Annotated in this window: 24 protein-coding genes; 4 read left to right on the top strand and 20 right to left on the bottom strand. The window is 75.3% G+C overall.

Features of this window, described 5'->3' with window-relative positions; all coding sequences use genetic code 11:
- Position 1 precedes the first annotated feature (1 nt).
- Genes SHK17_RS12845 through SHK17_RS12835 form a run of 3 tightly spaced genes read right to left on the bottom strand, consistent with a single transcriptional unit; the run spans position 2 to position 5,679 of the window.
- Positions 2-3,397 (bottom strand): error-prone DNA polymerase, encoded by a 3,396-nt coding sequence (locus SHK17_RS12845; RefSeq protein ID WP_322919466.1) that lies wholly within the window; start codon positions 3,395-3,397, stop codon positions 2-4.
- A gap of 24 nt (positions 3,398-3,421) precedes the next feature.
- On the bottom strand, positions 3,422-4,981 hold the full coding sequence (locus tag SHK17_RS12840) for a DNA polymerase Y family protein (protein WP_322922032.1): 1,560 nt from the start codon (positions 4,979-4,981) through the stop codon (positions 3,422-3,424).
- Positions 4,982-4,986: 5 nt separating this feature from the next.
- A complete protein-coding gene (locus SHK17_RS12835) occupies positions 4,987-5,679 on the bottom strand; it encodes a hypothetical protein (protein ID WP_322919465.1) in 693 nt (230 codons plus the stop codon).
- A gap of 148 nt (positions 5,680-5,827) precedes the next feature.
- Here SHK17_RS12835 and SHK17_RS12830 point away from each other — a divergent pair, with 148 nt between their 5' ends.
- The gene (locus tag SHK17_RS12830) at positions 5,828-5,977 is read left to right on the top strand and encodes a hypothetical protein (protein WP_172274315.1); all 150 of its coding nucleotides are present in this window, start codon (positions 5,828-5,830) and stop codon (positions 5,975-5,977) included.
- On the opposite strand, the gene SHK17_RS12825 is transcribed toward SHK17_RS12830, so the two are convergent.
- From SHK17_RS12825 to SHK17_RS12750, 16 genes are all read right to left on the bottom strand, one after another.
- Positions 5,965-8,106, bottom strand: coding sequence for a SpoIIE family protein phosphatase (locus tag SHK17_RS12825; RefSeq protein ID WP_322919464.1), 2,142 nt, complete (start codon positions 8,104-8,106; stop codon positions 5,965-5,967). The two genes, SHK17_RS12830 and SHK17_RS12825, sit on opposite strands and share 13 nt — an antisense overlap.
- A gap of 99 nt (positions 8,107-8,205) precedes the next feature.
- The gene (idi, locus tag SHK17_RS12820) at positions 8,206-8,793 is read right to left on the bottom strand and encodes an isopentenyl-diphosphate Delta-isomerase (RefSeq protein ID WP_322919463.1); all 588 of its coding nucleotides are present in this window, start codon (positions 8,791-8,793) and stop codon (positions 8,206-8,208) included.
- The gene (locus tag SHK17_RS12815) at positions 8,790-9,824 is read right to left on the bottom strand and encodes an NAD(P)/FAD-dependent oxidoreductase (protein WP_322919462.1); all 1,035 of its coding nucleotides are present in this window, start codon (positions 9,822-9,824) and stop codon (positions 8,790-8,792) included. The genes idi and SHK17_RS12815 overlap by 4 nt, the downstream gene beginning before the upstream one ends.
- Positions 9,817-10,374, bottom strand: coding sequence for an isoprenylcysteine carboxyl methyltransferase family protein (locus SHK17_RS12810; protein ID WP_322425420.1), 558 nt, complete (start codon positions 10,372-10,374; stop codon positions 9,817-9,819). The genes SHK17_RS12815 and SHK17_RS12810 overlap by 8 nt, the downstream gene beginning before the upstream one ends.
- On the bottom strand, positions 10,371-11,447 hold the full coding sequence (locus tag SHK17_RS12805) for a type III polyketide synthase (protein ID WP_322919461.1): 1,077 nt from the start codon (positions 11,445-11,447) through the stop codon (positions 10,371-10,373). The genes SHK17_RS12810 and SHK17_RS12805 overlap by 4 nt, the downstream gene beginning before the upstream one ends.
- Before the next feature lies 1 nt (position 11,448).
- Positions 11,449-12,663: an NAD(P)/FAD-dependent oxidoreductase gene (locus SHK17_RS12800; protein ID WP_322919460.1), complete on the bottom strand. Its 1,215-nt coding sequence runs from the start codon at positions 12,661-12,663 to the stop codon at positions 11,449-11,451.
- Positions 12,660-13,520, bottom strand: coding sequence for a UbiA family prenyltransferase (locus SHK17_RS12795; protein ID WP_322919459.1), 861 nt, complete (start codon positions 13,518-13,520; stop codon positions 12,660-12,662). Before SHK17_RS12795 ends, SHK17_RS12800 begins: the two co-directional genes overlap by 4 nt.
- On the bottom strand, positions 13,517-14,401 hold the full coding sequence (locus tag SHK17_RS12790) for a phosphatase PAP2 family protein (protein ID WP_322919458.1): 885 nt from the start codon (positions 14,399-14,401) through the stop codon (positions 13,517-13,519). The genes SHK17_RS12795 and SHK17_RS12790 overlap by 4 nt, the downstream gene beginning before the upstream one ends.
- Positions 14,391-14,897, bottom strand: a complete 507-nt coding sequence (locus SHK17_RS12785; RefSeq protein ID WP_172274341.1) for a glycosyl-4,4'-diaponeurosporenoate acyltransferase CrtO family protein — start codon at positions 14,895-14,897, stop codon at positions 14,391-14,393. The genes SHK17_RS12790 and SHK17_RS12785 overlap by 11 nt, the downstream gene beginning before the upstream one ends.
- Positions 14,897-16,063, bottom strand: a complete 1,167-nt coding sequence (locus tag SHK17_RS12780) for a glycosyltransferase (RefSeq protein ID WP_322919457.1) — start codon at positions 16,061-16,063, stop codon at positions 14,897-14,899. Before SHK17_RS12780 ends, SHK17_RS12785 begins: the two co-directional genes overlap by 1 nt.
- Positions 16,060-17,454 (bottom strand): cytochrome P450, encoded by a 1,395-nt coding sequence (locus SHK17_RS12775; protein WP_322919456.1) that lies wholly within the window; start codon positions 17,452-17,454, stop codon positions 16,060-16,062. The genes SHK17_RS12780 and SHK17_RS12775 overlap by 4 nt, the downstream gene beginning before the upstream one ends.
- Positions 17,451-17,816 carry a lycopene cyclase domain-containing protein gene (locus SHK17_RS12770; RefSeq protein WP_322919454.1) on the bottom strand — a complete coding sequence of 122 codons (366 nt, stop codon included), beginning with the start codon at positions 17,814-17,816 and terminating at the stop codon, positions 17,451-17,453. Before SHK17_RS12770 ends, SHK17_RS12775 begins: the two co-directional genes overlap by 4 nt.
- On the bottom strand, positions 17,813-18,166 hold the full coding sequence (locus tag SHK17_RS12765) for a lycopene cyclase domain-containing protein (protein ID WP_216652637.1): 354 nt from the start codon (positions 18,164-18,166) through the stop codon (positions 17,813-17,815). The genes SHK17_RS12770 and SHK17_RS12765 overlap by 4 nt, the downstream gene beginning before the upstream one ends.
- Positions 18,163-19,794, bottom strand: coding sequence for a phytoene desaturase family protein (gene crtI / locus SHK17_RS12760; RefSeq protein ID WP_322919452.1), 1,632 nt, complete (start codon positions 19,792-19,794; stop codon positions 18,163-18,165). Before crtI ends, SHK17_RS12765 begins: the two co-directional genes overlap by 4 nt.
- Positions 19,791-20,675, bottom strand: a complete 885-nt coding sequence (locus SHK17_RS12755; protein ID WP_322919451.1) for a phytoene/squalene synthase family protein — start codon at positions 20,673-20,675, stop codon at positions 19,791-19,793. The genes crtI and SHK17_RS12755 overlap by 4 nt, the downstream gene beginning before the upstream one ends.
- The gene (locus SHK17_RS12750) at positions 20,672-21,712 is read right to left on the bottom strand and encodes a polyprenyl synthetase family protein (protein WP_322919450.1); all 1,041 of its coding nucleotides are present in this window, start codon (positions 21,710-21,712) and stop codon (positions 20,672-20,674) included. The genes SHK17_RS12755 and SHK17_RS12750 overlap by 4 nt, the downstream gene beginning before the upstream one ends.
- Positions 21,713-21,803: 91 nt before the next feature.
- Here SHK17_RS12750 and SHK17_RS12745 point away from each other — a divergent pair, with 91 nt between their 5' ends.
- Genes SHK17_RS12745 through SHK17_RS12735 form a run of 3 tightly spaced genes read left to right on the top strand, consistent with a single transcriptional unit; the run spans position 21,804 to position 25,190 of the window.
- Entirely contained in the window at positions 21,804-22,688 is an 885-nt protein-coding gene (locus SHK17_RS12745) for a DICT sensory domain-containing protein (protein ID WP_172274372.1), read from the top strand.
- Positions 22,689-22,698: 10 nt separating this feature from the next.
- Positions 22,699-24,537 (top strand): ABC transporter ATP-binding protein, encoded by a 1,839-nt coding sequence (locus SHK17_RS12740; protein ID WP_322919448.1) that lies wholly within the window; start codon positions 22,699-22,701, stop codon positions 24,535-24,537.
- A complete protein-coding gene (locus SHK17_RS12735; RefSeq protein WP_172274377.1) occupies positions 24,534-25,190 on the top strand; it encodes an HAD-IA family hydrolase in 657 nt (218 codons plus the stop codon). The genes SHK17_RS12740 and SHK17_RS12735 overlap by 4 nt, the downstream gene beginning before the upstream one ends.
- Here SHK17_RS12735 and SHK17_RS12730 read toward each other — a convergent pair.
- Positions 25,157-25,621, bottom strand: a complete 465-nt coding sequence (locus SHK17_RS12730; protein WP_322919447.1) for an MSMEG_6728 family protein — start codon at positions 25,619-25,621, stop codon at positions 25,157-25,159. The two genes, SHK17_RS12735 and SHK17_RS12730, sit on opposite strands and share 34 nt — an antisense overlap.
- Positions 25,622-25,671 lie beyond the last annotated feature (50 nt).

Genomic DNA, 25,671 nt, shown 5'->3' with positions numbered 1-25,671 from the left:
GTCACCGGAAGTCGCGGGACGACGCCCGTGCCTGCAGCACGGCGCCGGCGCCCGGGACGACCACGTCGATCGGCTCGACCCGGTCGGCGACGAGGTTGGTGACGCCCTCGTTGCGCTCGAGGCGGCCCCGGACGACCACCGCGACCCGGTTGCGCGCGGCCTGCCGGTGCGCCTTCATCACGCCCACCGAGCACACCACGTTGAGCATGCCGGTCTCGTCCTCGAGGTTGAGGAAGGTGACGCCCATCGCCGTGCCGGGGCGCTGGCGGTGGGTGACGAGCCCGCCGACGTGGACGCGCCGACCGCCCTCGGTGGTCTCCAGCTCGGCGATCGAGCGGACCCCGGCGCGGCGGAGCTCCTCGCGCAGGTGCTCGACGGGATGACGGGCGGGGGAGACCCCGGTCGCCCACAGGTCGGCGAGGGTGATCTCGGGCTCGCTCATGCCGGGCAGGGTCGGCGCAGCGGGCGCCGGTGTCGTGCCGGGCAGGTGGTCGGCGCCCTCGGCGAAGCCGGCCGCCCACAGCGCCTCGCGGCGGTCCATCCCCCAGGCGTCGAAGGCGCCGGCGGTGGCTAGCGCCTCCAGCTGCGCCGAGGTGAGGCCGGCACGCCGGGACAGGTCGGGGACGCCCGTGAAGGGCGCCTCCTCACGGGCCGCGACGATGCGGCGCGCCACCTCCAGCCCGACACCGCGCACGGAGTCGAGCCCGAGCCGCACGGCGAGAGCCCCGTCGCGGCGGTGGGCGGGGACCGGGTCGGGGGTGCCCGGCACCCACTCGGTGCGCTCGAACCGGGGACGGCAGCACCCGTCGGGCCCGGTGGCGGCGACCGGACCGGTGACGACGCCCTCCAGCTCGGCCTGCGCGGCGGACCGGGTGATGTCGGGACGGCGTACGTCGACCCCGTGGCGGCGCGCGTCGCCCACCAGCGACTGGGGGGAGTAGAAGCCCATCGGCTGGTTGCGCAGCAGGCCGGCGAGGAACGCCGCGGGGTAGTGCAGCTTGAACCAGGAGGAGGCGTAGACCAGCAGGGCGAACGACAGGGCGTGAGACTCGGCGAAGCCGAAGTTGGCGAAGGACAGGATCTTCACGTAGATCGAGTCGGCCAGCTCGCCGGTGATGCCGCGTCGCTCCATCCCGGCGTAGAGCTTCTGCTTGACCGACTCGATGCGCTCGACTCCGCGCTTGGACCCCATCGCGCGGCGCAGCAGGTCGGCGTCGTCGCGGCTGCAGTCGCCGAGGGTCACCGCCATGGCCATCAGCTGCTCCTGGAACAGCGGCACCCCCCTGGTGCGCTCGAGCACCGGCACCAGCTCGGGGTGGTCGTAGGTGACCGGCTCCTGGCCGGTCGCCCGGCGGACGTAGGGGTGCACCGCGCCGCCCTGGATCGGACCCGGCCGGATCAGCGCGATCTCGATCGCCAGGTCGTAGAACTCCCGCGGCCGCAACCGCGGCAGCGTCCCGATCTGGGCCCGGCTCTCCACCTGGAACACCCCGATGGAGTCGGCGCGGCAGAGCATGTCGTAGACCGCCGGCTCCTCCTTGGGCATCGTCGCGAGGTCCCACCGCTCGCCGAGGTGGTCGGCGACCAGCCGCATCATGTGGTCGAGGGCGCCGAGCATGCCGAGGCCCAGCAGGTCGAACTTGACCAGTCCCATCGACTCGCAGGCGTCCTTGTCCCACTGCAGCACGGTGCGCCGGTCCATCCGGGCCCGCTCGATCGGGCACACCTCGCCGATGGGCCGCTCGGTGAGCACCATCCCGCCGGAGTGGATGCCGAGGTGGCGGGGCGCGCCCAGCATCTCCTCGGCGAGGGCGACGACCGCCGGCGGGACGTCGTGCGCGGTCGCGTCGCCCATGTCGCCGGCCACCACCGACGTCCAGCCGTCGATCTGCTTGGACCAGGCGTCCTGCTGCCCGGGGGAGTAGCCGAGCGCCTTCGCGGCGTCGCGCACCGCCATCCGCGGCCGGTAGCCGATGACGTTGGCGACCTGCGCCGCGTTGCGCCGCCCGTAGGTGTCGTAGACCCACTGGATGACCTCCTCGCGCCGGTCGGAGTCGAAGTCGACGTCGATGTCGGGCTCCTCGTCGCGGTGGGCGGAGATGAAGCGCTCGAAGGGGAGCCGGTAGAAGACGGCGTCGACGGCGGTGATGCCGAGGGCGTAGCAGACCGCGGACGCCGCGGCGGAGCCCCGGCCCTGGCAGAGGATGCCGCGCCCCCGCGCGAAGGCGACGATGTCGTGGACGATGACGAAGTAGCCGGCGAAGTCCTTCTCGGCGATGATTCGCAGCTCGTGCTCGAGCCGCTCGCGCGCCTCGGCCTCGTGGGGGACGCCGGAGTAGCGCTCGGCGAAGCCCCGCTCGGCGAGGGTGCGCAGCCACGAGTCTGCGGTCTGGCCCGGGGGGATCTGGCGCTTGGGCAGCGCGGGGGACGCCTTGCGGAGGTCGAAGGCGAGCTCCTCGGCGAGCGAGACGCTGCGGGCGACGGCGGTCGGGTACGCCGCCAGCGCGGCGGCCGTCTCGGCGCCGCTGCGCAGGTGGGCCGAGCCGGACAGGTCCATCCAGCCGTCGAGGTCGGCGAGGCTGCGGCGCGCACGGACGGCCGCCATGGCCGACGCCAGCCGGTGCCCCCGGGGCGTGGCGTGGTGGACGTTGCCGGCCGCGACGACGTCGAGGCCGTGGACCGCGGCCAGCCGCGCGAGTGCCGCGTTGGTGGCGTCGGCGCCCGGGCGCGGTGACAGCTCGACGAGGACGTGCTCGAGCCCGAACCGCGCCGTCAGCCGGTCGAGCTCCTCCGCGGCAGCCGCCTCGCCCCCGCGCGCCAGCGCCTGCTGGACCGCGCCCTTGCGGCAGCCCGTCAGCACCACCCAGTGCCCGCGTCCCCGCTCGCCCAGCTCGTCGAGGTCGTAGACCGGCCGCCCCTTCTCGTCACCGCGGAGGTGGGCGTCGGTCATCGCTGCGGCGAGCCGGTGGTAGCCCTCGACCCCTCGGGCGAGCACCAGCAGGTGGCTGCCCTCGGGGTCGGGCACCCCGTTCTGGGGGCCGGTGAGGCCGAGCGACAGCTCGGCGCCGAAGACGGTGGGCAGGTCGTAGGCCGCCGCCGCCTCGGCCAGCATCGGCGCGCCGTAGAAGCCGTCGTGGTCGGTGACCGCGAGCCCCCGCAGCCCGAGGCGCACGGCCTCCTCCACCAGCTCGGCCGGGGAGCTGGCGCCGTCGAGGAAGCTGAAGTGGCTGTGGCAGTGGAGCTCGGCGTAGGGCGTCGCCTCGACGGGGCGGTCGATGGACGGTGGCGTGCCGGGAGCCCGCTTGCGCCGTGACACCGGCGCGTCGTCGGCACCGGGCAGCCCGCTGAGCCGGCGCTCGAGCTCCTTCCAGCGCATGGCGGGGTTGTTCCACCCCATCAGCGCCGTCCCTGCCCCAGCGGCTCAGTCATAGCCGGCCTCCAGCGACCAGCCCTCGGGCGCGCGCACCAGCAGCCAGGCCCGCCCATCGGCGCCCACGACCTGGAACCGGGACGTGAGACCTGCCCCTCCCGACCACCAGCCCTCGTCGGTCGGCCACGGCCCGGCCCACGCCGTCACCGGCTGCCAGGGCAGCACCCCGCCGCCCACCCGGAACCGGCGCGGCTCCCCGGTGACGACGCCGCGGTCGGTGACGAAGACGTCGCGTCCGGCGTCATCGACGACCTCCGCCGCGGGCGGCGTCGCGAAGACCCGCACCGGCGCCGGCCCCGGCACCCGGCCGGGCCAGGGCCGGTCGACCGGGCGCAGGTCGACCGCGCGCTCGCCCCACGGCACCAGCGCCTGGCGGGCGGCGGGACTGCGGCCGCCCTGCAGCACGGGGCGTCGTACGGCGTCGAAGCCGACCATCCCCTGGACCCGCGCCACCCCGCGCTCGACGAGGTCGTCGGAGGCGGCTCCCCACAGGGCCTCGCCGTGGGCGGCGGCCGGCTCGACGACGTCGGGCACGAACCGCACCCGGTCGATGGGAGCGCGCACCCCGCCGGAGTCCTTGCGGGCGCGCAGCGAACCCCCGACGGTCGAGGACTGCAGCTGCCAGTGGACCCGGTCGACGAGGTCGCGGGCGCCGAAGTGGCGAGGGTGGAGCCAGGTGCGCGACGAGCAGACGGCGCCATCGGACTCCGCCTCCACACGCACGCCCGTGGCGACCAGCTGGTGGTGCGCCAGCTGCGAGACGAACCGCTCGGCCGTGGTGCGCACGCTGAAGGTGATCGCCTCGACCGAGTCGAGCGGCGGCTCGAACGCGACCTCGGCGTCGAGCTCGGGTGGCGGCGTGCGGGCCGAGAACAGGGCCGGGTCGTCGCCGCGGGCCCGACGCCGGACGGTGGCGCCGTAGGTGCCCAGGCGGTGCTCGACGGCGTCGCCGGGCAGGTCGGCGAGGTCGCCCAGGGAGCGGAGGCCGAGCCGCTGCAGCAGGCTGACCAGCTCGCGTCCCTGGGGGCCGTCGTCCTGGAGGACCTGCACCGGCAGCCGGCGCAGGAAGGCCGCCGACCCTCCGGCCACGACGACCTCCCAGGACTGCACGTCGGCGGTGCGTGCGGCCTGCTCGGCGGTGAACAGGTCGTCGGCGATCCCGACGCGGACGTCCCACACGCCGGCCTCGACCAGGGCCTGGCAGACGGTCGCGGCGGCCTCGGCCTCGCTGCCGTACCAGCTGCCGGGGGCGCGCACGGCGAGCAGGCCGGGCCGCAGCGCGGCCACCCCGGGCCGCAGGTCCTCGACCGTGGCCAGCACGGGCTCGAACGCCCGGGCGTCGCGGTCGGGGTTGGCGGGCAGCAGCAGGAGCTCGGGGCAGCGGGCCTGCGCGTCGCGGCGGCGCTGCCCCCGGCGCACGCCCTCGGCCCTGGCGGGACCGTTGCAGACCTCGACGACGTTGGCGGACAGCACCGCGGCGGGGGAGCGCGGTGACCGCTCCGCCTCGTCGAGGGCCGCGACCACGGACCAGTCGGGGCACCACACGACCATCGTCCTCACCCGACCCGCACCCTGACGTCGTCGGAGCCGGACGTGGTCCGGAGGCCGCGGACCGGCTGGTCGACGCGGTGCACGCCGGGCCAGGTGAGCTCGGCGCGCTGAGGCGGCCGTGCCCCCCGGCGCACGACGACGCGAGCGCGGCGCTCCTGCAGCTGGCCGGCGCCGGACCCGGGCCCGGTCCACACCGACTCCTCGACGCTGACCCGGGCGTCGGCGCGGGGCCACTGGCCGTGCACCACGAGCACCGCCGAGCGGGTGCGCAGGCGCGAGTCGAGGACCGACGCGGTCCGCTCGTCCACCGAGGCCGGGGGCCGCAGCACCACGACCCGCAGCACGTCGACCAGCGCCGCGGTGACCTCCAGCCAGTGCTCACCCGGGTCGGGCACGAGCACGGTGCGGGAGAGCTCGATGCCGAGCTCGGCCGCCGCCTCGACCCCGAAGTCGGCGCAGCCGGCGAAGCCGACCCACTCCCCGGCCTGCGAGGCGCCGGCGGCGAGCGCGAGCGCCAGGGACGCGGAGTCGACCGCGTAGGTCGCACCGGCGTGCAGGGGGACCAGCGAGGCGAGACCGGGCAGGGTCGCGACGGGCTGCGCGGCGGGCTTGTGCTCCATGGCCGCCACCCGCTCGCGCAGCTGCTCGACCACCGACCGCGCCGGGTCGAGCGCGACGACGGAGCGGCTGGACGGCATGCGTCCATCTTCGAACACCTGTTCGAACGAGTCAAGGTGGACCCGGGTGCTAGACGCCCGAGGCAGGGAAACCTACACCGGTCGGTGCCGGCCGCTCCACCGGTCGCCGGGGATCGCATGCGCGTGGCCCTGAGGGGTACGACGCGGCATGGACGATCGCGAGCGCCCGACCACCAACCAGCCCCTCAACGCACCGGGGCCGCGGCCCAAGGTGACGCCGCTGCTGGCGGTGCTCGGCCTCCTCGTGCTCATCGCGGTGATCTTCGGGGTCATCTCCCTGCTGCGCTACAACACCTGAGCGACGCGCCTGACCACGAGCAGCGCCACGTCGTCCTCGGGCCGGTCGTCGATCATGCCGACCAGCAGCCGGTCGCAGAGGTCGTCGGCAGGCAGCCCGTCGGAGGCGGTGTCGCGCAACAGCTCCGCGAGGAGCTCGATGCCCACGTCGATGTCGCGGTCACGCCGCTCGACGAGCCCGTCGGTGTAGAACACCAGCGTCGCCCCGCGCTCGAGCGTCGTGACGCGCTCGACGCGTGAGGTGGCCGGGTCCAGGCCGAGGAGCAGGTCGTTGTCGCGCTCGTCGGCGAGGCGGGACACGCTGCCGTCGCCGTGCAGGAGCAGGGCGGGCGGGTGGCCGGCGTGCGCCCAGCGGACCGTCAGGACGTCGTCGTCCGGGCCCTCGCCCGGCGCGGCGTGCTCGAGGCGCGCCACGACCGCGGTGGCCGTCGCGCCGAGCTGCAGGGACTCCATCACGGAGTCCACGCCCGACAGGATCGCGGCCGGCGCGTCACCGCTGTGCACGGCGATGCCGCGCAGCAGCCCCCGCACCTGGCCCATCGCGGCCGCCGCCTCGACGTCGTGCCCGGCCACGTCGCCGACCACCACGACCACGTCCGGCACCCCGGTCGAGGCCGGCTGCAGGAACGCGTCGTACCAGTCGCCTCCGATCCGGGCCACCTCGCCGGCCGGGGCGTAGCGCGCCACGATCTGCAGGTGCTCGGGCTGCGGCGGGTCCGTGAGCATGCTGCGCTGCAGCGCCTCGGCCACGTCGCGCTGCCCGGCGTAGAGCCGGGCGTTGTCGAGGGCGAGCGCGGCGCGCGACCCGATGTCCTGCAGCAGGACGACGTCGTCGCGCCCGAACCGGCGGCGTGCGGCGCCGCGGAAGACGGTGACCACGCCGACCGTACGACCGCGCGCCCGCAGCGGCACCACCACGGCCGACACGGGAGCGAGCTCGGCCAGCCGGTCGCGCGCGCGACCGGGGACGAGCACGGCCGCCACGAGGGCGGCGGCGTCCGACTCCATCAGCACCGGCGTGGTCTCCCGGATCGCCCGGGCGAGGTAGGACTCGTCGGTCATCGCGCCGAGCCGGAGCGAGGCGTACTCGCGCACGGCCTCGGCCGCGGCGGGGTCGGCGTGCGCCCAGCCGACGTCGCGCAGGCCGCGTCGCCAGTCGGAGGTGTGCGGGTCCTCGACGAGGGTGACGAGGCACCAGTCCGCCAGCTCGGGGACGAGGTGCTCGGCCAGCCTGCTGACCCCCTCCGCCGGGTCGAGGGTGCTCGTCAGCGCCTCCGACACCGACGCCAGCAGCGCCAGGCGGCGGGCCGCGCGGTCCAGGGCCTCCTGGGCCTCGCGGCGGGCGGTGATGTCGACGAAGTAGACGGCCAGCCCCTCGGGCGAGGGCCAGGCGCGCACCTCGTACCACGCGTCGAGCGGCGGCGGGTAGAACGCCTCGAAGGAGACCGGTCGGCCGGATGCGACGGCGCCGCGGTAGCGCTCCTCGAACTCGCTGCCGAGGGCCGCGGGGAACGTCTCCCAGAGGCTCTCGCCGAGCAGGTCCGTGCGGGGCGAGCCGAGCAGCCGCTCCGCCTCGGTGTTGACGTAGGTGAAGCGCCAGTCCACGTCGAGCTGGAGGAAGGCCGACGACATCGACTCGAGCACACGGCCGACGCGGGCCTCGCCGTCGCGGACCTCGGTGGTGTCGTAGGCGGCGCCCACGAGCAGGGCGGCGGGACCCTCGGGGCCACCGGCGGGGTCGGGGAGCGCCCGGCCCCTCGCCTCCAGCCAGCGCACGCAGCCGCTGGGGAGGACGACGCGGTACTCGGCGTCGTAGTCCCCGCACGACTCGATCGCGCGCGTGAGGGCGGCGCTCACGCGGGGCAGGTCGTCGGGGTGGACGCAGCGGTTGAACGTCTCGATGGTCCCGCCGAAGGACTCCTCGTCGAGGCCGAAGAGCTCGAGCAGGCGCCCGTCCCACCGGAGCTCGCCGGTGACGAGGTCCCATACGAACGCGCCGACGCCGGCGGCGTCCACGGCCAGCCGCCACGCCACGCGGTCGCTCTCGGGCCCCAGCATCAACGACGAGGCCGAGGAGGCGCGTTCCTGCGGCTGGGGTGCGTCGGGGGACGCGGCACCGACCTCGGGCAACGGACCGTCCTCAACGCGAGTGCTGGGCAACCCGTCGTCTCCAGGCACCGGCCCCAGCGTTTCACACCCACCAAGGCGGCGCAGCCGAACCGCCCGGCTTCAGCCCCGGGCGGCGGCGGGGAGGTCGGACGTGGGTGCCGCCGGAGCGCCGAGGGGGTCCTCCGGCAGCTGCCGGACCTGCTCGCGGCACCACGCGGAGACCGTCCGGCTGCCGTCGAGGACGGCGGCGCGGAACTCCGGCCACGGCTCCCACGTCGTCGCCTCGACCTCGTCGGGGTCACGGGTGACCGGTCCGTCGACGACGGCCACGAAGACGGGGCACATCTCGTTCTCCACGACCCCCTCCTGCTCGGCCGTGTAGCGGAAGCGGGGCAGCACGAGCGTGAGGTCGCGCACGCCCGTGCCGAGCTCCTGCTGCACCCGGCGGCGTACGGCGTCGGGCAGGGACTCGCCGGGGGCGGGGTGCCCGCAGCAGCTGTTGGTCCACACGCCGGGGAAGGTCCGCTTGGCGAGGGCGCGCTGGGTGACGAGGACGTTGCCGGCCTCGTCGAACAGGTAGCAGCTGAATGCCAGGTGGAGCGGTGTGCCGGCGTGGTGGACCTGCGACTTGTCGGCGGTGCCGACGGCGCCGCCGTCCTCGTCGAGGAGGACGACGAGCTCGGGCGTGCGCTGGACGGTGTCGGTCATGCGGGCCTCCCCACGGGTCGGGCGAGCTGGTTGACGGCGGCCCCGAAGAGCCAGGGCAGCCGGGTCGCCGCGGGCACGAGCCGACGGCGGACGGGTGGGTGGGCGGTGGCCCGGAGCAGCAGGTGGGTGAGCAGCTCGTGGCGCCTCCCGAGCCGGCGCGCCCACGGGTCGTAGCGGTCGGGGCGTCCGGCCGCCACGCACGCCACCGCGGCCCGCGCCTGGCCGAGGCCGAGCGCGATGCCCTCGCCGGTGAGTGCGTCGACGTAGCCCGCCGCGTCGCCGACCAGCAGCACGCGCCCGCGCGACCTCGCGCTCACCCGCTGGCGCAGGGGACCGGCGCCCATGACGCGCGTGCTGGGACCGGTGAGGCGCTCCTGCAGCAGCGGGAAGTCGGACAGCAGGTCCTCGAACCGGGCGCCGGCGTCACCGAGGACGGCCACGCCGACGAGGTGGTCGTCCACGGGCGTGACGTAGGCCTCCGCGCGGTGGGACCAGTGGACCTCGACGTAGGGGGTCCAGGGCGCCTGCCGGACGTGGCAGCGCAGCCCGAAGCGGCGGCGTCCCGGCGCGGTGGCGTCGAGGCCGACCAGCCGGCGCACCGGCGAGTGGAGGCCGTCGGCGGCGACGAGGTAGCGGGTGGGACGCCCGTCCACGAGGAGGTGGTCGCCCGCGTCCTCGACGGACTGGACGGGGTGGGGGTGCACCTCGATGCCGCGTGCCGCGACCTCCGCGGCGAGCGCGTCGTGCAGGACCGTGCGCCGTACGCCGCGGCCGGGGCCGGCGGTGAAGCGGGCGGTGGCCCCGGGACCGGTCCCGTCGAGGTAGTGGATTCCGGAGATGGGCCGCCCGTGCGGGTGCACCCCGAGGTCGGCCAGCTCGGCGACGGCGCCCGGCATCAGGCCCTCGCCGCACGCCTTGTCGATGGGACCGGTGCGCGGCTCGTGCACGACGACGTCGAGCCCGGCACGGTGGGCGTGCAGCGCCGCCGCCATCCCGACCGGGCCGCCACCTGCGACCACCACGTCATGCACCGGCGGTCTCCGTCGTGGGGGGCAGCGTGGTGCGGGGGAGCGTGGCGAGGGCGGCGTCCTCCGCGCGGATGCGTACGGCGAGCAGCCCGGCGTTGAGGACGGTGAAGACGACGGCCGTGATCCACGCGGCGTGCACCAGCGGGAGCGCGACGCCCTCGACGACCACGGCGACGTAGTTGGGGTGGCTGAGGAAGCGGTAGGGCCCCGACCGCACCGGCGCGAGCCCCGGGACGACGATGACCCGGGTGTTCCAGCGCCGCCCCAGGGTGGCGATGCACCACCACCGCAGGGCCTGGGAGGCGAGGACCAGGGCGAGCATCGACCAGGCGAGCAGCGATGGGACGTCGGGGCGTCGTACCCACGCCTCGACGAGCGCGCCGACGAGCAGCCCGATGTGCAGCACCACCATGAAGGGGAAGTGGCCCAGGCCGGTCTCCACGCCGCCGCGCTCGCGGCTCCAGGCGGCGTTGCGGGTGGACACGACGAGCTCGGCGATCCGCTCGAGGCCGACGAGGGCGACCAGGACGGTGAAGGCGAGCAGGGTGGTCACGCGTCGGCCCTCAGCAGCACGATCTCGGAGCAGAAGCCGGGGCCCATGGCGAGGAGGACGCCGTGGCTGCCGGGCTCCGGTGGGCGCTGCGCGAGCGTGTCCTCCAGGACGTGCAGCACCGAGACCGACGACAGGTTGCCGACGCGGGCCAGGGACTCCCAGGTCAGCTGCACGGCCTCACGCGGCACCTCGAGCGCCGTCTGCAGCGCCTCGATGACCTTGGGCCCGCCCGGGTGGCACACCCAGAACCCGATGTCGTCGCGGGTGAGGCCGTGGTCGGCGAGGAAGGCGTCCACGTCGGCGCGGACGTAGCGCTCGACGAGGCTGGGCACCTCCGCGTCGAGCACGATCCGCAGGCCGCTCGCGGCCACGTCGAAGCCCATCGTGCGCTCGCTGTCGGGGTAGAGCCGGCTGCGGGAGTCGAGGACCTGCACCCGCCCGCCCGAGCCGCTCTCGTGGGCCCTCCCGCTGGCCGGCCCCGTGGCGACCACGGCCGCGGCGCCGTCGCCGAAGAGACCGCTGGCCACCAGGTTGGGCACCGAGACGTCGTCGCGCTGCAGGGTCAGCGAGCACAGCTCGACGGCCACGAGGACCGCGGTGTGGTCGGGGTGGCCGAGGAGGTAGTCGTGCAGCCGGGCGACGCCCGCCGCGCCGGCCACGCAGCCCAGACCCACCAGCGGCATGCGGCGCACGTCCTCGCGCATGCCGAGCTGCGCCGCGATCCGCGCGTCGAGCGACGGCACGGCCAGACCGGTGACGGTGGCGGTGACGACGAGGTCCACGTCGGAGGGGGTGAGGTCCGCGGCCTTCAGGGCGTCGGCGAGCGCCCGCGAGCCCAGCTCGACGGCGTGCTCGATGAACAGGTCGTTGGCGTGCCCGAAGTCGCGCAGGCCGGCGTAGTCCTCGAGGGGCAGCACCGTGTGCCGCCGCTCGACGCCGGCGTTGGCGTGGAAGCGCCGCAGCAGGGCGTGGTCGAGGCTGCGCTCGGAGATCACGTGCGAGAACGCTTCGGTGATCTCGGCCTGGGGGTGCGCGTAGGGCGGGAGGGCGCTGCGGACAGTGAGGATCCTCATGTCAGCCACCTCGGACTTCCTGGGGGTCGGTGTCGAGCTCGGGGGAGGGGCGGGACGGTCGGGCGAGGGAGCGGAGCAGGCCGGTGGCGAGGCGGGCGTCGATGCGGCCGCCACCGAGCCCGAGCTCCACGAGGGTGTCGAAGACGTGGCGGTCGCGGCCGGCCGCCTCGATCCCGGCGTCGACGAGCCGGGGCGCGCGGGCCAGCCGGGACGCCACGAAGGTGTGACGCAGGTGTCGGCCCAGCAGCGAGCGCACGACCCGGCGGTGCCGGGCACCGGCGTCGTCGGCCCGCCCGCTCCTGATCGCCCCGGCCGCGTTGCGGCCCGCGGCGATGCCGGTGGCGACGGCGTAGTAGATGCCCTCGCCCGTCATCGGGTTGACCAGTCCGGCCGCGTCACCGACCAGGAGGACGCGCCCGTCGGGCTGGTCCCACCGCCAGCTGCTGAGCGGCAGGTGGTGCCCGCGCCAGCCGGAGCCGGTGGCGGCCGCGCCGGGGACGAGCTCCTCGAGCTGCTCGAGCAGCAGCGCCCGGCTCGGGGGAGCGGCCCCGGACCGGTCGTCCGGCAGCAGCTCGCCGTAGCCGACGTTGGCCAGGCCGTCGCCGCGGTCGAAGGCCCAGGCGTACGACGGCTGCCGGCGGTGGCCGTAGCGGATGAGCTGCCGACCGCGCATCTCCGGCGTGGTGGGGGCGTAGCCGCGGATCGCGATGGCGCGGGGGTCGCGACGCCTGCCCAGCAGCGCCTCGCGGACCAGGGAGTGGGCGCCGTCGGCCCCGACGACCACCTCGGCGCCGATCTCCCCGGAGACGACCGGGACCCCCGGGGTGCTGACCGAGGTGGCGCGGTGCCGGCGCAGGACCGCGCCGGCCGCGACGGCCCGCTCGACCAGGCGGGCGTCGAAGACCTCGCGGGGCACCACGTGGACCTCGCGCCGCATCGCGCCCGACACGGACACGTGGCCGTGGGACATCTCGAGGTCGCGCAGCGGCGCCCAGTCGTCGATGACGTCGCCGGCGCCGACCTCCGCCAGGGAGTCGAGGACGTGCGGCGCGATGCCGTCGCCGCAGGACTTGTCGCGCGGGAAGTCGCTGCGGTCGAGGAGCAGGACGCGCAGTGCCGGGTCGGCGGTCAGCGCGCCCAGCGCCGCGGCGGCGCCCGCCGGGCCGGCCCCGACCACGACGACGTCCCAGTGCTCCTCCACCTGCGGGGTCGTCATCGCGCCACCACCAGGAGCGCCGCGTCGGCGAGGGCGATGGCGATGGCGGCCAGGAAGGGCAGCCGACCCGAGCCGCGGACCACGACGACCGCGAGGACCAGGACGCACGCGGCCGCCGCCACGGCGACGACGGTGGGCGGTGCGGCACCCACGAGCACCACCGCGGATGCGGCGACGAGGACGGCGCCGGCCACCGGCGCGATCCGACGGGGGCCGAGCCGGTGCGGCAGGCCGCGGACGCCGGTGGCGGCGTCGTCGTCGAGGTCGGGCAGGACGTTGAGCAGGTGGGCGCCCACGCCGAGCAGCGCCGCGCCGACGGGCCACCACCACGGCGGCGCCTCGCCGTCGGCCCAGGTCACCACGGCCGTCAGCCCCCCGAAGGACAGGGCGTAGGGCACCCACGACCAGACGGTGGCCTTGAGGCCGAGGTTGTAGGCCCACGCCGACGCGACGCAGCCCAGGTGCAGCAGCCCGGCGACGGTCCCGAGCGCCAGGGACAGCCCGACGCAGGCCACGACCGCGCCCGCGCACGCCAGGCGTACGACGCGCCCCGACCCCGCGCCGGTGACCAGCGGCTTGTCGAGGCGTCCCGCCCGGCGGTCACGGGACAGGTCGACGAGGTCGTTGCTCCAGCCGATGGACAGCTGTCCGGCCAGCACCGCCGCCACGACGAGCGCGGCGCGGCCGGGGCTGAGGCCCTGCGCCGCGGCGAGGAGCCCCGCCAGGACGGTGACGGCCAGCGCCGGCGCAGGGTGCGACGCGGCGACCAGGCCCCGGACGGGAGAACGCCCGGCGGCCGGCTCAGGAGCGACTCCGGCGGTCACCAGGCCCTCCGTCCGCGCGTCGGGGCCGGTCATGCGTCGCCCGGCCCGGGTGAGGAGGGGTACCCGTGGGGAACCCGCGCATGCGTGCCCAGCAGCGCGCGGCCCGCCCGTGGGGCGGCGGCGCCGAGGGCGGCGACGAGCCAGCCCGCCGCGACGTCGACGACGTAGTGCTCGCCGGTGTAGACGAGGGTCAGGGCCATCGCCACGGCGTAGGTCAGCAGGGCGGCCCGGGCGATCCGGCCGACGGAGGGCCAGAGGAACAGCGCGGTCAGCAGGGCGGCACCGGCGTGCAGCGACGGCATGGCGGCGACCGGGTTGCTGCCGGACTGGCCGAGCTCCACCAGGGACCCGATCCCACCCAGCCCGAGGTGCTCCCACCCCACGTGGGAGATGCGGTCCACGGACTCGATGGCGCCCCGCTGCGAGGCCAGCCAGGGCGGCGCGGCGGGGTAGAGGAGGTAGCCCGCGATCCCGATGAGCGACATGGCCAGCACGGCGGTGAGCCAGTCGCGGAACCGGTCGCGCAGCCGGAACCACACCACGGCCGTCAGCAGCGGGATGGTGACGAAGTGGGTGACGTAGACGAGGGCCGCCACCGCGTCGTACCAGTGCGTGCCCCCGTCGGTGAGGCGCTGCTGAAGCCAGCTGCTGGGGACCGTGCCGAAGACGCGCTCGTCGCCGTGCGCCGGACCCAGGACGTGCAGGCCGGCGCCGAGCCGGTTGGTGGACGCGCCGTCGCCGGTGCCGAGCGGGGCGGTGATCCACTGGGCGAGCCAGTAGGCGGCGAGGATCGCGCTGAGGGGGGACCAGGCGATGAGGAGCTGCGCGATCGGCCCGTGGCGCGACCCGGTCCCCTCGTCGGGACGGACCCGGGCGCGGGGGGTTGCCTGGCGTTCGGCGGCTTCACTGCTCATGCGGGCTCCGGCGTCGGGACAGCCGCTCGATCAGCGACTGCGTACGGAAGCGGTTGTAGCGCTGGATGGCGATGAACGGAAGGTTGACCAGCACGCCGTAGGCGACCAGCAGGCCTGCCGCGAGGGGCGGGTTCCACAGCACGAAGAGCGGACCGCACGACAGGGCCCACCAGTGGGCCAGCTCGGCGCGCCGGGTCTCGCGGACGAACAGCAGCAGGCCGTCGAGGTCGTGGGCCGGCAGCTGGCGCTTGCTGACGCCGCCCTGGAACAGCGCGCCGGCCTCGGGGAGCCGGTCTTTCCAGCGGTGGATGCGCAGCCGCCGCCGGTACCACGTCCCGCCCGCCTCGAAGCGTCGCGGCCGCAGCGCCCAGCGGTCGCGGTCGAGCCACGCGGCGGGGACCCGGTGCGCGGCGTAGCCGGTGGCGGCGTGGAAGAAGCCCCACGCGAGGACGTCGACGACGACGGTGAGCGTCTGCGGCATGACGTAGCGCAGCATCACACCACCTCCCTGGCCGACCCGCGCCCGCGCAGGTCGACCTCGCGCCCGCGCCAGGGCACGGAGCGGCGTACGACGGTGAGCGCGGCGGAGCGCGCGAAGACGAGGTCGAACGCGAGCAGCGGCAGCGGGAACAGCGCCCACGTCCACCAGCGGAACGCCCCCACCTGCCGCAGGACGTGGCGCACCTGCCACGACGTGCCCAGCCAGGCGACGGCCCACAGCAGCGGGTGGCCGGTGCTGAGGCCATCACCGAGCCCGGTCACGAGCTCGAGGAGCGAGCTCACCGCTCCGACCGCCACGGCGTGGTGGGCGCTGATCCACAGCACCGTGCCCAGCGTGGCGGACGGTGAGGCGGCCGACGCCCCGGACGCGATGTTCTTGGTCCACCCGGCCACGAGCTGACCGAGCCCGCCGGGATAGCTGCGCATCCGCAGCGCGTCGCCGCCGACCGCGCACCACACCGGCAGGCCGGCCCGGTGGTAGGCGGCGGCCAGCGACGCGTCGTCGAGGACCTCGCCGCGGACCGCCGCGTGCCCGCCGGCGTGGGCCAGGTCGTCGCGGGCGGTGAGCAGGCACGGGCCGAAGGCCATCGCTCGCCGGGGGTGCCGGGTGAAGGCGGAGCTCGCCATCACCGCCACCAGGTTGAAGTAGGCCGACAGCTGCTCGTAGGGCCGGCGGACGGCGTGGAACGGCTGCACCGACACCAGTCCGCCGCGCCGGCGATGCTCGACCAGGAGGGACTCGAGGGCGTGGGGCGCGAGCACGGTGTCGGCGTCGAGGAACAGGAGCAGGTCGCCCGACGCCTCCTCGGCGCCGCGGTGGCAGGCCCACGCCTTCCCGGTCCAGCCGGGCGGAGGCGTGCCGGCGGGTACGACGCGCGCACCGGCCCCGGCGGCGACGTCAGCGGTGCGGTCGGCCGAGGCGTCGTCGACCACGACCACCTCGGCGACCGGCACGGTGAGCGTCGCCAGCGAGGCGAGGAGGTCGGGGAGGGTCTGCTCCTCGTCGCGCGCCGGCACCACGACCGACACCCGCCGGTGTCCCGCACCGGGAGCCGGTGCGGGACGAGTCCCGGGTGCAGGGAGCGTCCGGAGGTCGGCGACCAGCCACTGGGCCCACGCCGCGGCGGCCAGCAGGAGCAGGACGATCACGACCTCGGTCATGCCGGGCCGCCTCCCGTGCGGGTCACGACGAGAGGCATCCCCCCGCGGGGGTGCACGGCGACCTTGGCCTCCGCGCGCGGCCTGACCCAGCCGGCGGGCACGGTGACGCGGTGCTCGCGCAGCAGCTCGGCCAGCACCACGACCATCTCGCCGAGGGCGAACTCGCGGCCGATGCACAGTCGCGGGCCGAGCCCGAAGGGCAGGTAGGCCGATCGTCCGGCCCCGCTGTCGAGGAACCGCTCCGGCCGGAACGCCAGCGGCTCGGTCCACGGGTCCTCGCGGCGGTGCATCAACCACGGGCTGATGATGACCAGCGTCCCGGGCGGCACCTCACGCCCGCCGATGACGTCGGCGGCGTCCGAGCGGCGCGAGAGCGCCCAGGCGGGCGGGAAGAGGCGGAGGGCCTCGTCGATCACGGCCCGGGTCCAGGGCAGCTGGTCGCGGTGGTCGAGCAGCGTCACGGGTCCGGGGTGGTCGGCCAGCTCGGCGCGCAGCCGGTCCTGGGCCTCGGGGTGCTCGGCGAGCAGCATGAGCGTCCAGGCCAGCCCCGCGGCCACCGTCTCGTGCCCGGCGACGACCATCGTGACGAGCTCGTCGCGCACCTCGCCGTCGGTCATGCCGCTGTCGAGGAGCAGGCCGAGGAGGTCGTCGCCGTGGGTCGAGGTCGCGCCCCGTGCGCGCCGCTGGGCGATGATCTCGGCGGCACCGGAGTCGAGGCGACGCCGGGCCGAGCGCAGCCGCAGGTTGGTGCGGGTGGGCGTCCAGGCGGCCGTCGGGAGGACGGAGCGGCCGAGGCGCACGACGAGCTCGGCGGCGTCGCTCGTGGCGTCCAGCAGCGCCTGCGCCTGTCCCGACAGGTCGGTGGAGAAGAGCGCGCGGCCGACCGCGTCGAGCCCGATGGTGTGCGTCAGGGCCGCGACGTCGACGGTGCGGCCTTGCGCGGGGGCGGACCGGTCGAGCGTCGCGCCGACGGCGTCGCGGGCGGCGGCGCGCACCTGGGCGCTCACCGCGAGGAGCCGCTGGTGGTGGAAGGCGGGTGCCGCCAGCCGCCGGTGCTCGATCCAGCTGGGCTCGGCCGAGGCGAGGAGGCCCGGACCGGTGACCCGCGCCAGGGCGGCGTACTGCACCGTCTCCTTGCGCCAGTTGCGGGCCGCGGTCTGCAGGACGTGGCGGGCGTCGGCGGGGTTGTTGAGCAGCAGCGCCGGGGCTCCCGGCACCGGGAAGGACACGAGGTCACCGAACCGCCCGGACACCGCCACCAGGAACGACAGCGGATCGGCACGGATGGACCGGAAGCCCCGCGCCATCTCCAGCGAGGTGGGCCCGGGGACCCCCACGTCGGTGGGCTGCATGGACTCCTGGAAGGCCTGGATCCGCGTCGTGACGCTCACGACGTCGCCCTGTCGACGGCGCTGTCGACGGTGCTGTCCGCGGCACGGTGGCGGCCCAGCCACGTCCAGGCCACGCAGCTGGTGAGCACGAGCGCGAAGCCGAACGCCAGGTCCTCCACCGGTGCGAAGAGGATCCGGCCGTCCCCGACCAGGACCACGTCCTCGCTGCCGAGGATGGTGTCGGGGTCGTAGCGCACGATGCCGCGCCCGGTCAGCCAGCCGTTGGTGAGCAGCTGGAAGAACACGATGATGGCGTAGGCCGACCACCAGTCGCTGGTCGAGGTGATCCTGGTGCGCGCGACCCAGCGGTCGAGGACGATCGCGGCCACGACGCCGAGGGCCGCGAGGGCGGTGTAGCTCATCGGGCCTCCTCGCGGCGCCGGCCCGACCCGGGCCGTACGCCCCGGCGGGCTGCGCGGACCCCCTCCAGCGTCAGCACCGCCACGACCGGGATCACGACGAAGAAGGAGATCTCCTCCAGCGGCAGCCCGGCGACCCGCCACGGCAGGGTCTGCTCCTCGTCGAACCACCAGTGGCCCGCGTGGGTGGCGTAGAGGTCCCACAGCAGGAACGGCGTCCCGGCCAGGAGCACGGTCAGGAGGAGGCGGCGCGGCTGGCGCAGCACCCGGAGGCGGAACGCCGGCACGAGCGGCAGGGTGCCGACGAGGCAGAACACCAGCATCGCGACGTAGGACCAGTGCGGCAGCGTCATCGCCCCACCGGCAGGCTGGACCGGTCGCCCGACAGCCGCTTGAGCACCAGCTCGGCGCTGATCAGGCACATCGGCAGGCCCACGCCCGGCACCGTGCTGGCGCCGGCGTAGAGCAGGCCGTCGACCTTGCCCGAGACGTTGCCCGGCCGGAAGAAGGCGCTCTGCCGCAGGGTGTGCTCCAGGCCCAGGGCGCCGCCGCGCCAGGCGTTGTAGCGCGTGGCGAAGTCGTCGGGGCCTACGGTGTGGCGCACCCGGATGCGGTCGCGGAGGTCCGGGATGCCGGCCCAGCCGGCGACCTGGTCGATGGCGGCGTCCGCGGTGCGCTCGACCAGCTCGGACCCGGCCCCCTCGTCGCCACCGGCACCGATGGCGGTGTCGGCGGGCACGGGCACCAGCACGAAGAGGTTCTCGCAGCCCTCGGGCGCGACGGAGGGGTCGGTCTCGGAGGGCTTGCAGACGTAGATCGAGGCCGGGTCGGGGACGCGGGCGTCCTTGCCGAAGATGTCGCCGAAGTTCTGCCTCCAGTCGGAGGTGAAGAACAGCGAGTGGTGCGGCAGCTCGGGCAGTCGCCCCTCGACGCCGAGCATGGCCAGCACCGCCCCCGGACCGGGGGAGCGGCCGCGCCAGGACGGCTCCGGGTGGGTCTGCAGCGGCTCGGGCAGCAGGGCCGTCTCGAGGTGGTGCAGGTCGGCGGCACCGACCACGACGTCCGCGGCGAACGTGCCGGTCGCACCGCCGTGCTCCTCGCGGTAGGCCACGCCCGCGACGCCGGGCCGCCCGCCGCCGGCGGGGTCGGCGGTGACGATGCCGGTCGCCGCCGTGCCGGTGTGCAGGCGCGCACCGTGACGGCGCGCGAGCGAGGCGATGACCTCGATCAGCTGCGTGAAGCCACCCTGCGGGTAGAGCACGCGGTCGCCCAGGTCGAGCCGGCTCATCAGGTGGTACATGCTCGGCGCCCGGCTGGGCGAGGAGCCGAGGAAGACGGCGGGGTAGCCGAGCACCTGGCGCAGGCGGTTGTCGGAGAACGACGCGGCCACGTGGCTCTCGAGCGACCGGGTGAGCAGCCGGCCGAGCCGGGGCGTGCGCCGCACCACGTCGGGGTGCAGGAAGGACGACGGCGAGTCGAAGTTGGTGTAGAGGAAGCGGCGCAGCGCCATGTCGTAGGTGTCCTCCGCCGAGCGGAGGTAGGCGTCGAAGCGCTCGCCGGCACCCGGCTCCAGCGACTCGAAGAGCGCCCGGTTGTGCTCGCGGTCGGGTCGCAGGTCGATCGGCTCGGGGTGCCCCTCGAAGAACACCCGGTAGCTCGGGTCGAGCACCCGCAGGTCCAGCTCGGCGTCGGCCGAGGTGCCGAGGAGCTCGAAGAAGTGCTCGAAGACCTCGGGCATGAGGTACCACGACGCGCCGGTGTCGAAGCGGAACCCGTCGCGCTCGACGCTGCCGACGCGCCCGCCCAGGTCGTCGTTCTTCTCGAGCAGGTCGACGCTGTGCCCGCGGGAGGCGAGCAGGGCCGCCGTGGCGAGGCCGGCGATGCCGCCGCCGATGACGACCACGCTCGCGGACGAGCCGTCCTCGGCGGGGTGCAGCGCGGGACCGCGCCGGGTGATGCGCTCGGGAAGACGCAGGGTCACGACCGACCTCCGTGGATGGCGCCGACTGCGAGGCGCAGCTTGACGGCGGTGGGGACGCGGACGCGGGTCCGCCGGATCTCGTCGGCGGAGGCGGCACGCAGGCGCGTGGCCAGCTCGGCGAACGTCGCGTGCGCGGCCCGCACCGCGCGGCGGCTGCTGGGCGGCAGGTCGGGGACGACGGCCGCGGCGGCCCGCAGGTCGGCGTCGATGTCGTCGAGGATGAGGTCGCGGTCCCGGTCGCAGAAGGCCTCGACGTCGAGGCCGGGGAAGTAGTCGCGGCGCAGCACGTCGTGGTCGTCGGACAGGTCGCGCACGAAGTTGAGCTTCTGGAAGGCCGCCCCGAGTCGTCGGGCGCCGGGCGCCAGCCGGTCGTACTGGTGCCCCCGGTCGGGCGGCGCGTCGGGTGCGGCGAGGAAGGCGCGCAGGCACATCAGGCCCACCACCTCCGCCGAGCCGTAGACGTAGCGCTCGAAGCTCTCCGGCGTGTGCCGGGTCGTGTCGAGGTCGGTCCGCATCGAGGAGAAGAACGGCGCCACGACGTCGTCCTCGATCCCGACCGCGATCGCCGTGCGGGCGAAGGCGTGGACGACGAGGTTGCCGCTGTAGCCGGTGCGCAGGGCGTGCCGCACGTCGTCCTCGAGCCAGTCGAGCATGGTGGCGCGTGCCTCCCGCGCCAGCGTCGGGTCGGGGTTGTCGACGATCTCGTCGGCCACCCGCACCAGCGCGTAGACGTTGCGGACCTGGGTGCGGACCGGCTCGGCGAGCAGGCGCGAGGCGAGCCCGAACGAGCTGGAGTACTCGCGGATGACGACCGCGGAGCTCGCCTCGGAGACGACGTCGTAGAGGCTGCGGGGGGTGCCCCTGCCGACGAACAAGCTCATGCCGCTGCCCCGCTCCCGGCGAGCGCCGGGGGGCGCGTGGTGACGTCGTCGAGCATCTCGAGGCTCATCCCGAGCTCGTCGAGGACCGTGCGGGACGCCTTGAGGTGCTCCTCGGCGAGGTCCTCGACGAAGCGGCGCGACCCGGAGGCCGTCAGCAGCCCGCGCACGTGGTCGAGCTCGTCGGCGTCGAGGTCGCGGCCGACGTAGGTCCTCAGCTCCGACCACTGCGCGGTCGACCGCGCGTGGACGAGGAGGGGGGTCTGCTTGCGGGTGCGGAGGTCGCTGGTCGAGCTCTTGCCGGAGCGGTCCGGGTCGCCGAAGACCCCGATGAGGTCGTCGACGAGCTGGAACGCGATGCCCATGGTGCGACCGGCCTCCCCGAGCCGCGCCGTCGTCGCTGGCTCCGCCTCGGCGAGCACGGCGCCGGCCTGCAGCGGGAGGGCGAACGAGTAGGCGCTGGTCTTCTGCTCCTCCATCGCCAGGCTCTCCGGCAGCGTGGCCTCGACGACGTCCATGGACAGGCGCACGTCGGCGAGCTCGCCGGAGGCGGTCGTGTGCAGCGCGGCGTCGAAGAGGTCGAGCAGGTGGTGCACGACCGGGCCGGGGGCTCCGCACGTGGCGACGGCCCGCACGGCGGCGGCGAGGGCGAGGTCACCGGCGAGGATCGCGGCGGTCAGCCCGTAGTCGGCGGCCTCGTCGGGTCCCGCGCCGTCGGAGCGGGCCTGCGCGCGGAAGGTCCCGCTGACGTTGAGGCGGCCGCGGCGCAGGTGGTCGCCGTCGATGACGTCGTCGTGGATGACGAAGGCGGTGTGGAGGAGCTCGACGGCGGCGCCGACCTCGGCCGCCGCGCTGGCCTGGGCGCCGCCCAGGGCGTCGTGCGCGGCCACCACGAGGCCGGGGCGGAAGCGCTTGCCGCCCTCGGTGGCCGCGGCGAGGGCCGTCCACAGGTTCGCGTGGTGCGGGTCGACGGCGGCGGCGCGGCTGCGCCCCGCCTCGAGCAGGCGCGCCAGGGCAGCGTCGGTGTCGGTCGAGGTCATGTGTCCCCCCTGAGTCGCTCCGGTCCCCGCGTTGATGAACCTATGCAACACTGCCAACTAAATCTAGGCGAAACGTGGAGGGGGGGTCGGGTTGCAGCCCTTGTCCCGCGCCTCGCTCACCATCGGAGAGCTCGCGCACAGGACGGGGGTTCCCATCACGACGCTCCGCAGCTGGGAGTCACGCTACGGGTTCCCCCGGCCCGACCGCGCCGCGGGCGGTCACCGGCGCTACGCCGAGTCCGACGTCGACGCCGTGCTGGAGGTCCTCGAGCGCCGCCGCGGCGGCCTGTCGCTGCACGCGGCCGTGCAGCGCGTCGTCGCCGAGCCGGTCTCGTCGGGGTCGGTCTTCGCCGACCTGCGCCGCCGCCGGCCCGAACTGGCCCCGCAGGTCCTCTCCCGAGCCACGCTGTCCTCGATGAGCCGGGCGATCGAGGACGAGTGCTGCGCCCGCGCCGCGGAGCCCCTGCTGTTCGGCGGGTTCCAGCGCGTGGCCTACCTCGAGGCGTCGTACGACCGCTGGCGCGAGCTGGCGCGCACCGCCTGCGACACCGTGGTCTTCGCCGACTTCACGCACTCGACGCCGGTCCGGCCGCTCACGCCGGTGGAGGTGGCGCTGCCCGAGCACGCCCCGCTCAACCGCGAGTGGCTCGTGATCTGCGACGCGCCCGACCTGCCCGCCTGCCTGGCGGCGGTGGAGCTCCCGGGACAGGACTCGCGCGCGCCGGAGGGCCGCTCGTTCGAGGCGATCTGGTCGGTCGACCCGCAGGTGGTGCGGGCCGCGAGCCGCGTCGCCGCGTCGCTGGCCGACGCCTACCGGCCCGGGTGGCGCACCTCCGGACCGCGCCACGCACCCGTCCTGGACGACGAGCCGACGGCCGCCTCGGGCGACCTGCGGCGAGCGACCCAGCTCTTCGACCGGATGCTCGGCTACCTCGACGACGCCCGCCCCTCCGGACGAGGCCGGGCCCGCACCTAACCTGTGCGGCGTGCCACAGCCCGCCACCCCCGACGCGACGCCCGACGCGACGCCCGACGTGACGCCCGACGCCGTCCAGCCCCTCCGCGCCCTCTGGCGCCGCTACGGCGCCTACCGCAGCCGCTTCGTCGGGGCCGTGGTCGCCTCGACCGTCAACAAGGTGGCCGACGTCGTGCCCGAGCTGCTCATCGGGGCCGCGGTCGACGTCGTGGTCCGCGGTGACGGGTCCTTCGTGGGCGCCGTCCTGGGGGTGGAGTCGCGCTACGCCCAGCTCGGCTGGCTGGCCGTCATCAACGTGGTGGTGTGGGTGGTGGAGTCCCTGTCGGACTACGTCGCCAACGTGCTGTGGCGCGGGCTGGCCCAGGGCGTCGAGCACGACCTCCGCGTCGAGGCCTACGACCACGTCCAGCACCTCGACCTCTCGTGGCACGAGAGCCGACCGGCCGGCTCGACGCTGGCCACGCTCAACGACGACGTCAACCAGCTCGAGCGGTTCCTCGACATCGGGGCCCCGGCGATCCTGCAGACCGCCCTCAACGTGCTCATCGTCGGCGGCGTGTTCGCCGTCGCCTCCGGCCAGCTCCTGGTGCTGGCCTTCCTGCCGATCCCGCTCATCGTGGTCGGCTCGCTCGTCTTCCAGCGCCGCCTCGAGCCGCTCTACGACCGGGTGCGCGTCGCCGTTGCGGACCTCTCGGGCACCCTCAGCGCCAACCTCGCCGGCATCGCGACCATCAAGGCCTTCACCGCCGAGGACCGCGAGCGCGACCGGGTGGCCGCGGTGTCGCAGGCCTACCGCACCGCCAACACCGACGCCATCCGCACGTCCGCGGCGTTCGTCCCCCTGGTGCGGATGGCGATCCTCGCCGGGTTCACCTGCACGCTGCTCTTCGGTGGCTGGGCGACGCTGCGCGGGGACCTCGAGGTGGGGCTCTACTCCGTGCTGGTCTTCATGACCCAGCGCCTGCTGTGGCCCCTGACCGAGGTGGCCGAGGTCCTCGACCTCTACCAGCGCGGTCGGGCCTCGGCCAGCCGCATCCTCGGCCTGCTCGAGGTGCCGGTCACCGTGCCGGCCGGCCACACCGCCCTCGCCCGGCCCGTGGCCGGTCGTGTCGAGCTCCGGGGCGTCCGGGCCGGCTACGCCGACGGGCCCGACGTGCTGCACGGCATCGACATGGTGGTGCCCGCGGGCGAGACGCACGCGATCGTGGGAGCCACCGGGTCGGGCAAGTCGTCGCTGCTGCGCCTCGTCCTCCGCTTCGACGACCCGCGCCAGGGCCACGTGCTCCTCGACGGGCAGGACGTGCGCGACCTCGACTGGGACTCGCTGCGCGGGTCGATGGGCTACGTCGCCCAGGACGTCTTCATGTTCGCCGGCTCGGTCGCCGACAACATCGCCTACGGCCGTCCCGACGCCTCCCGCGAGCAGGTCCGGGCCGCCGCGGAGGGGGCGGCCGCGCTCGACTTCATCGAGGCGATGCCCCAGGGGCTCGACACGTGGGTGGGGGAGCGGGGCGTGACCCTGTCCGGCGGCCAGCGGCAACGCCTGGCGCTGGCGCGGGCCCTGCTGCGCGACCCTGCCGTCCTCGTCCTGGACGAGGCGACCAGCGCGGTCGACAACGAGACCGAGGCCGCGATCCAGCGCTCGCTGCGCCGGGCCACCGCCCAGCGCACGGCGATCGTCGTGGCGCACCGGCTCTCCACGGTCCGGCACGCCCACCGCATCTGGGTGCTGGACGCCGGCCGCGTCGTCGAGTCCGGCACGCACGACGAGCTGCTCGTCCGCGACGGGGCGTACGCCGCCCTGTGGCGGGTGCAGACCGGCGAGCAGGACCCGGTGGGCCGGCCGTGATCCGCGCCGTGGTCCTCGACGTCGGGGGCGTGCTGGAGGTCGTCGACGACGACGCCTTCCCCGCGCCGGCCGAGCAGCGCCTCGGCCTCCCACCCGGCAGCATCGCGGCCGGCCTGGCTGCGCTGCCGGGCGACGCCGCGCTCGGGCAGGTCACCGAGGCGGAGGTGCGTGCCGAGTGGCAGCGCACCCTCGGCCTCGACGACGTCCAGGCCGACGAGCTGATGGCGGACTTCTGGCGGTGGTACGTCGGCACGCTGGACCGCCGGCTGGCGGGCTGGTTCGCCGCGCAGCGACCGGCCCGGCTGACCGCGATCCTGTCCAACTCCGGCCCCGGTGCCCGCGAGGCCGAGCGGCTCCACGGCTTCGAGGACATCACCGACGACATCGTCTACAGCCACGAGGTCGGGCTCGCCAAGCCCGACCCGGCGGCGTACGAGCTCACCGCCCGCCGCCTCGGCGTCGCGCCCGGCGAGGTGCTGTTCCTCGACGACGTCGAGGCCAACGTCGAGGCGGCCCGCGCGGCCGGCTGGCACGCGGTCCTGCACACCGGCACGGAGGAGTCCATCGCCGAGATGGAGCGGATCATCGCCCGCCAGGCCGACGGCGAGGCGGACCGGGGTCAGCCGCCGTCGACCGGCGGCGGCCAGACGTAGTCGAGGTCCGGCGGCACGCCGGGGAAGAGCGGGCCGTAGAGCTCCGGGTCCTTGCGCAGCAGCGCCGACTGGTGGGAGCGGTGGAAGTCCTCGTCGCCCAGCCAGGCGGGCAGCGCGCCGGCCTCCGCCAGCTCGGCCTGGGTCCGGACCTGCGTCACGCCCGCGGCCCGCAGGTCGGTCATGACCGTGGCGGCGCACGTGTCGGCGCGTCCGGGCTCGGTCCACACCTCGCAGCACACGAGCGTGTAGCGGCCCAGCGCCTCGAGGTGGCCGCGCCACATCTTCACGGCCGGGTGGTGCCGCCAGCCGTAGGTGGGGACGGTGAGGCCGCGCACCACCTGGAGGCACTCGACCCGCTGCTTGCCGAGCCGGCGCGCGTCCAGCGACCGCGCCGAGCTCTCGAAGTCCGGGTAGGGCAGGAAGGTCTGCATCGCCTCCAGCCTAGGCACGGCCGGACCCGTGGACCCACTGCGGGTGAACC

This window comes from Nocardioides renjunii (genome assembly GCF_034661175.1).
In the GTDB taxonomy this organism is placed as follows: Bacteria; Actinomycetota; Actinomycetes; order Propionibacteriales; family Nocardioidaceae; genus Nocardioides; species Nocardioides renjunii.
Note: the sequence above shows the minus strand (reverse complement) of the source record. Positions and strands in the feature narration are given on the sequence as shown.

What these genes read in the sequence shown, in the direction of transcription:
- SHK17_RS12795 (WP_322919459.1), bottom strand. Translation starts at nt 13,520, where the DNA reads ATGACCGGCCCCGACGCGCGGACGGAGGGCCTGGTGACCGCCGGAGTC.
- idi (WP_322919463.1), bottom strand. Translation starts at nt 8,793, where the DNA reads ATGACCGACACCGTCCAGCGCACGCCCGAGCTCGTCGTCCTCCTCGAC.
- SHK17_RS12750 (WP_322919450.1), bottom strand. Translation starts at nt 21,712, where the DNA reads ATGACCTCGACCGACACCGACGCTGCCCTGGCGCGCCTGCTCGAGGCG.
- SHK17_RS12835 (WP_322919465.1), bottom strand. Translation starts at nt 5,679, where the DNA reads ATGCCGTCCAGCCGCTCCGTCGTCGCGCTCGACCCGGCGCGGTCGGTG.
- SHK17_RS12805 (WP_322919461.1), bottom strand. Translation starts at nt 11,447, where the DNA reads ATGAGGATCCTCACTGTCCGCAGCGCCCTCCCGCCCTACGCGCACCCC.
- SHK17_RS12780 (WP_322919457.1), bottom strand. Translation starts at nt 16,063, where the DNA reads ATGACCGAGGTCGTGATCGTCCTGCTCCTGCTGGCCGCCGCGGCGTGG.
- SHK17_RS12770 (WP_322919454.1), bottom strand. Translation starts at nt 17,816, where the DNA reads ATGAGCTACACCGCCCTCGCGGCCCTCGGCGTCGTGGCCGCGATCGTC.
- SHK17_RS12800 (WP_322919460.1), bottom strand. Translation starts at nt 12,663, where the DNA reads ATGACGACCCCGCAGGTGGAGGAGCACTGGGACGTCGTCGTGGTCGGG.
- SHK17_RS12830 (WP_172274315.1), top strand. Translation starts at nt 5,828, where the DNA reads ATGGACGATCGCGAGCGCCCGACCACCAACCAGCCCCTCAACGCACCG.
- SHK17_RS12840 (WP_322922032.1), bottom strand. Translation starts at nt 4,981, where the DNA reads ATGGTCGTGTGGTGCCCCGACTGGTCCGTGGTCGCGGCCCTCGACGAG.
- SHK17_RS12755 (WP_322919451.1), bottom strand. Translation starts at nt 20,675, where the DNA reads ATGAGCTTGTTCGTCGGCAGGGGCACCCCCCGCAGCCTCTACGACGTC.
- SHK17_RS12730 (WP_322919447.1), bottom strand. Translation starts at nt 25,621, where the DNA reads ATGCAGACCTTCCTGCCCTACCCGGACTTCGAGAGCTCGGCGCGGTCG.
- SHK17_RS12785 (WP_172274341.1), bottom strand. Translation starts at nt 14,897, where the DNA reads ATGCTGCGCTACGTCATGCCGCAGACGCTCACCGTCGTCGTCGACGTC.
- SHK17_RS12845 (WP_322919466.1), bottom strand. Translation starts at nt 3,397, where the DNA reads ATGGGGTGGAACAACCCCGCCATGCGCTGGAAGGAGCTCGAGCGCCGG.
- SHK17_RS12765 (WP_216652637.1), bottom strand. Translation starts at nt 18,166, where the DNA reads ATGACGCTGCCGCACTGGTCCTACGTCGCGATGCTGGTGTTCTGCCTC.
- SHK17_RS12790 (WP_322919458.1), bottom strand. Translation starts at nt 14,401, where the DNA reads ATGAGCAGTGAAGCCGCCGAACGCCAGGCAACCCCCCGCGCCCGGGTC.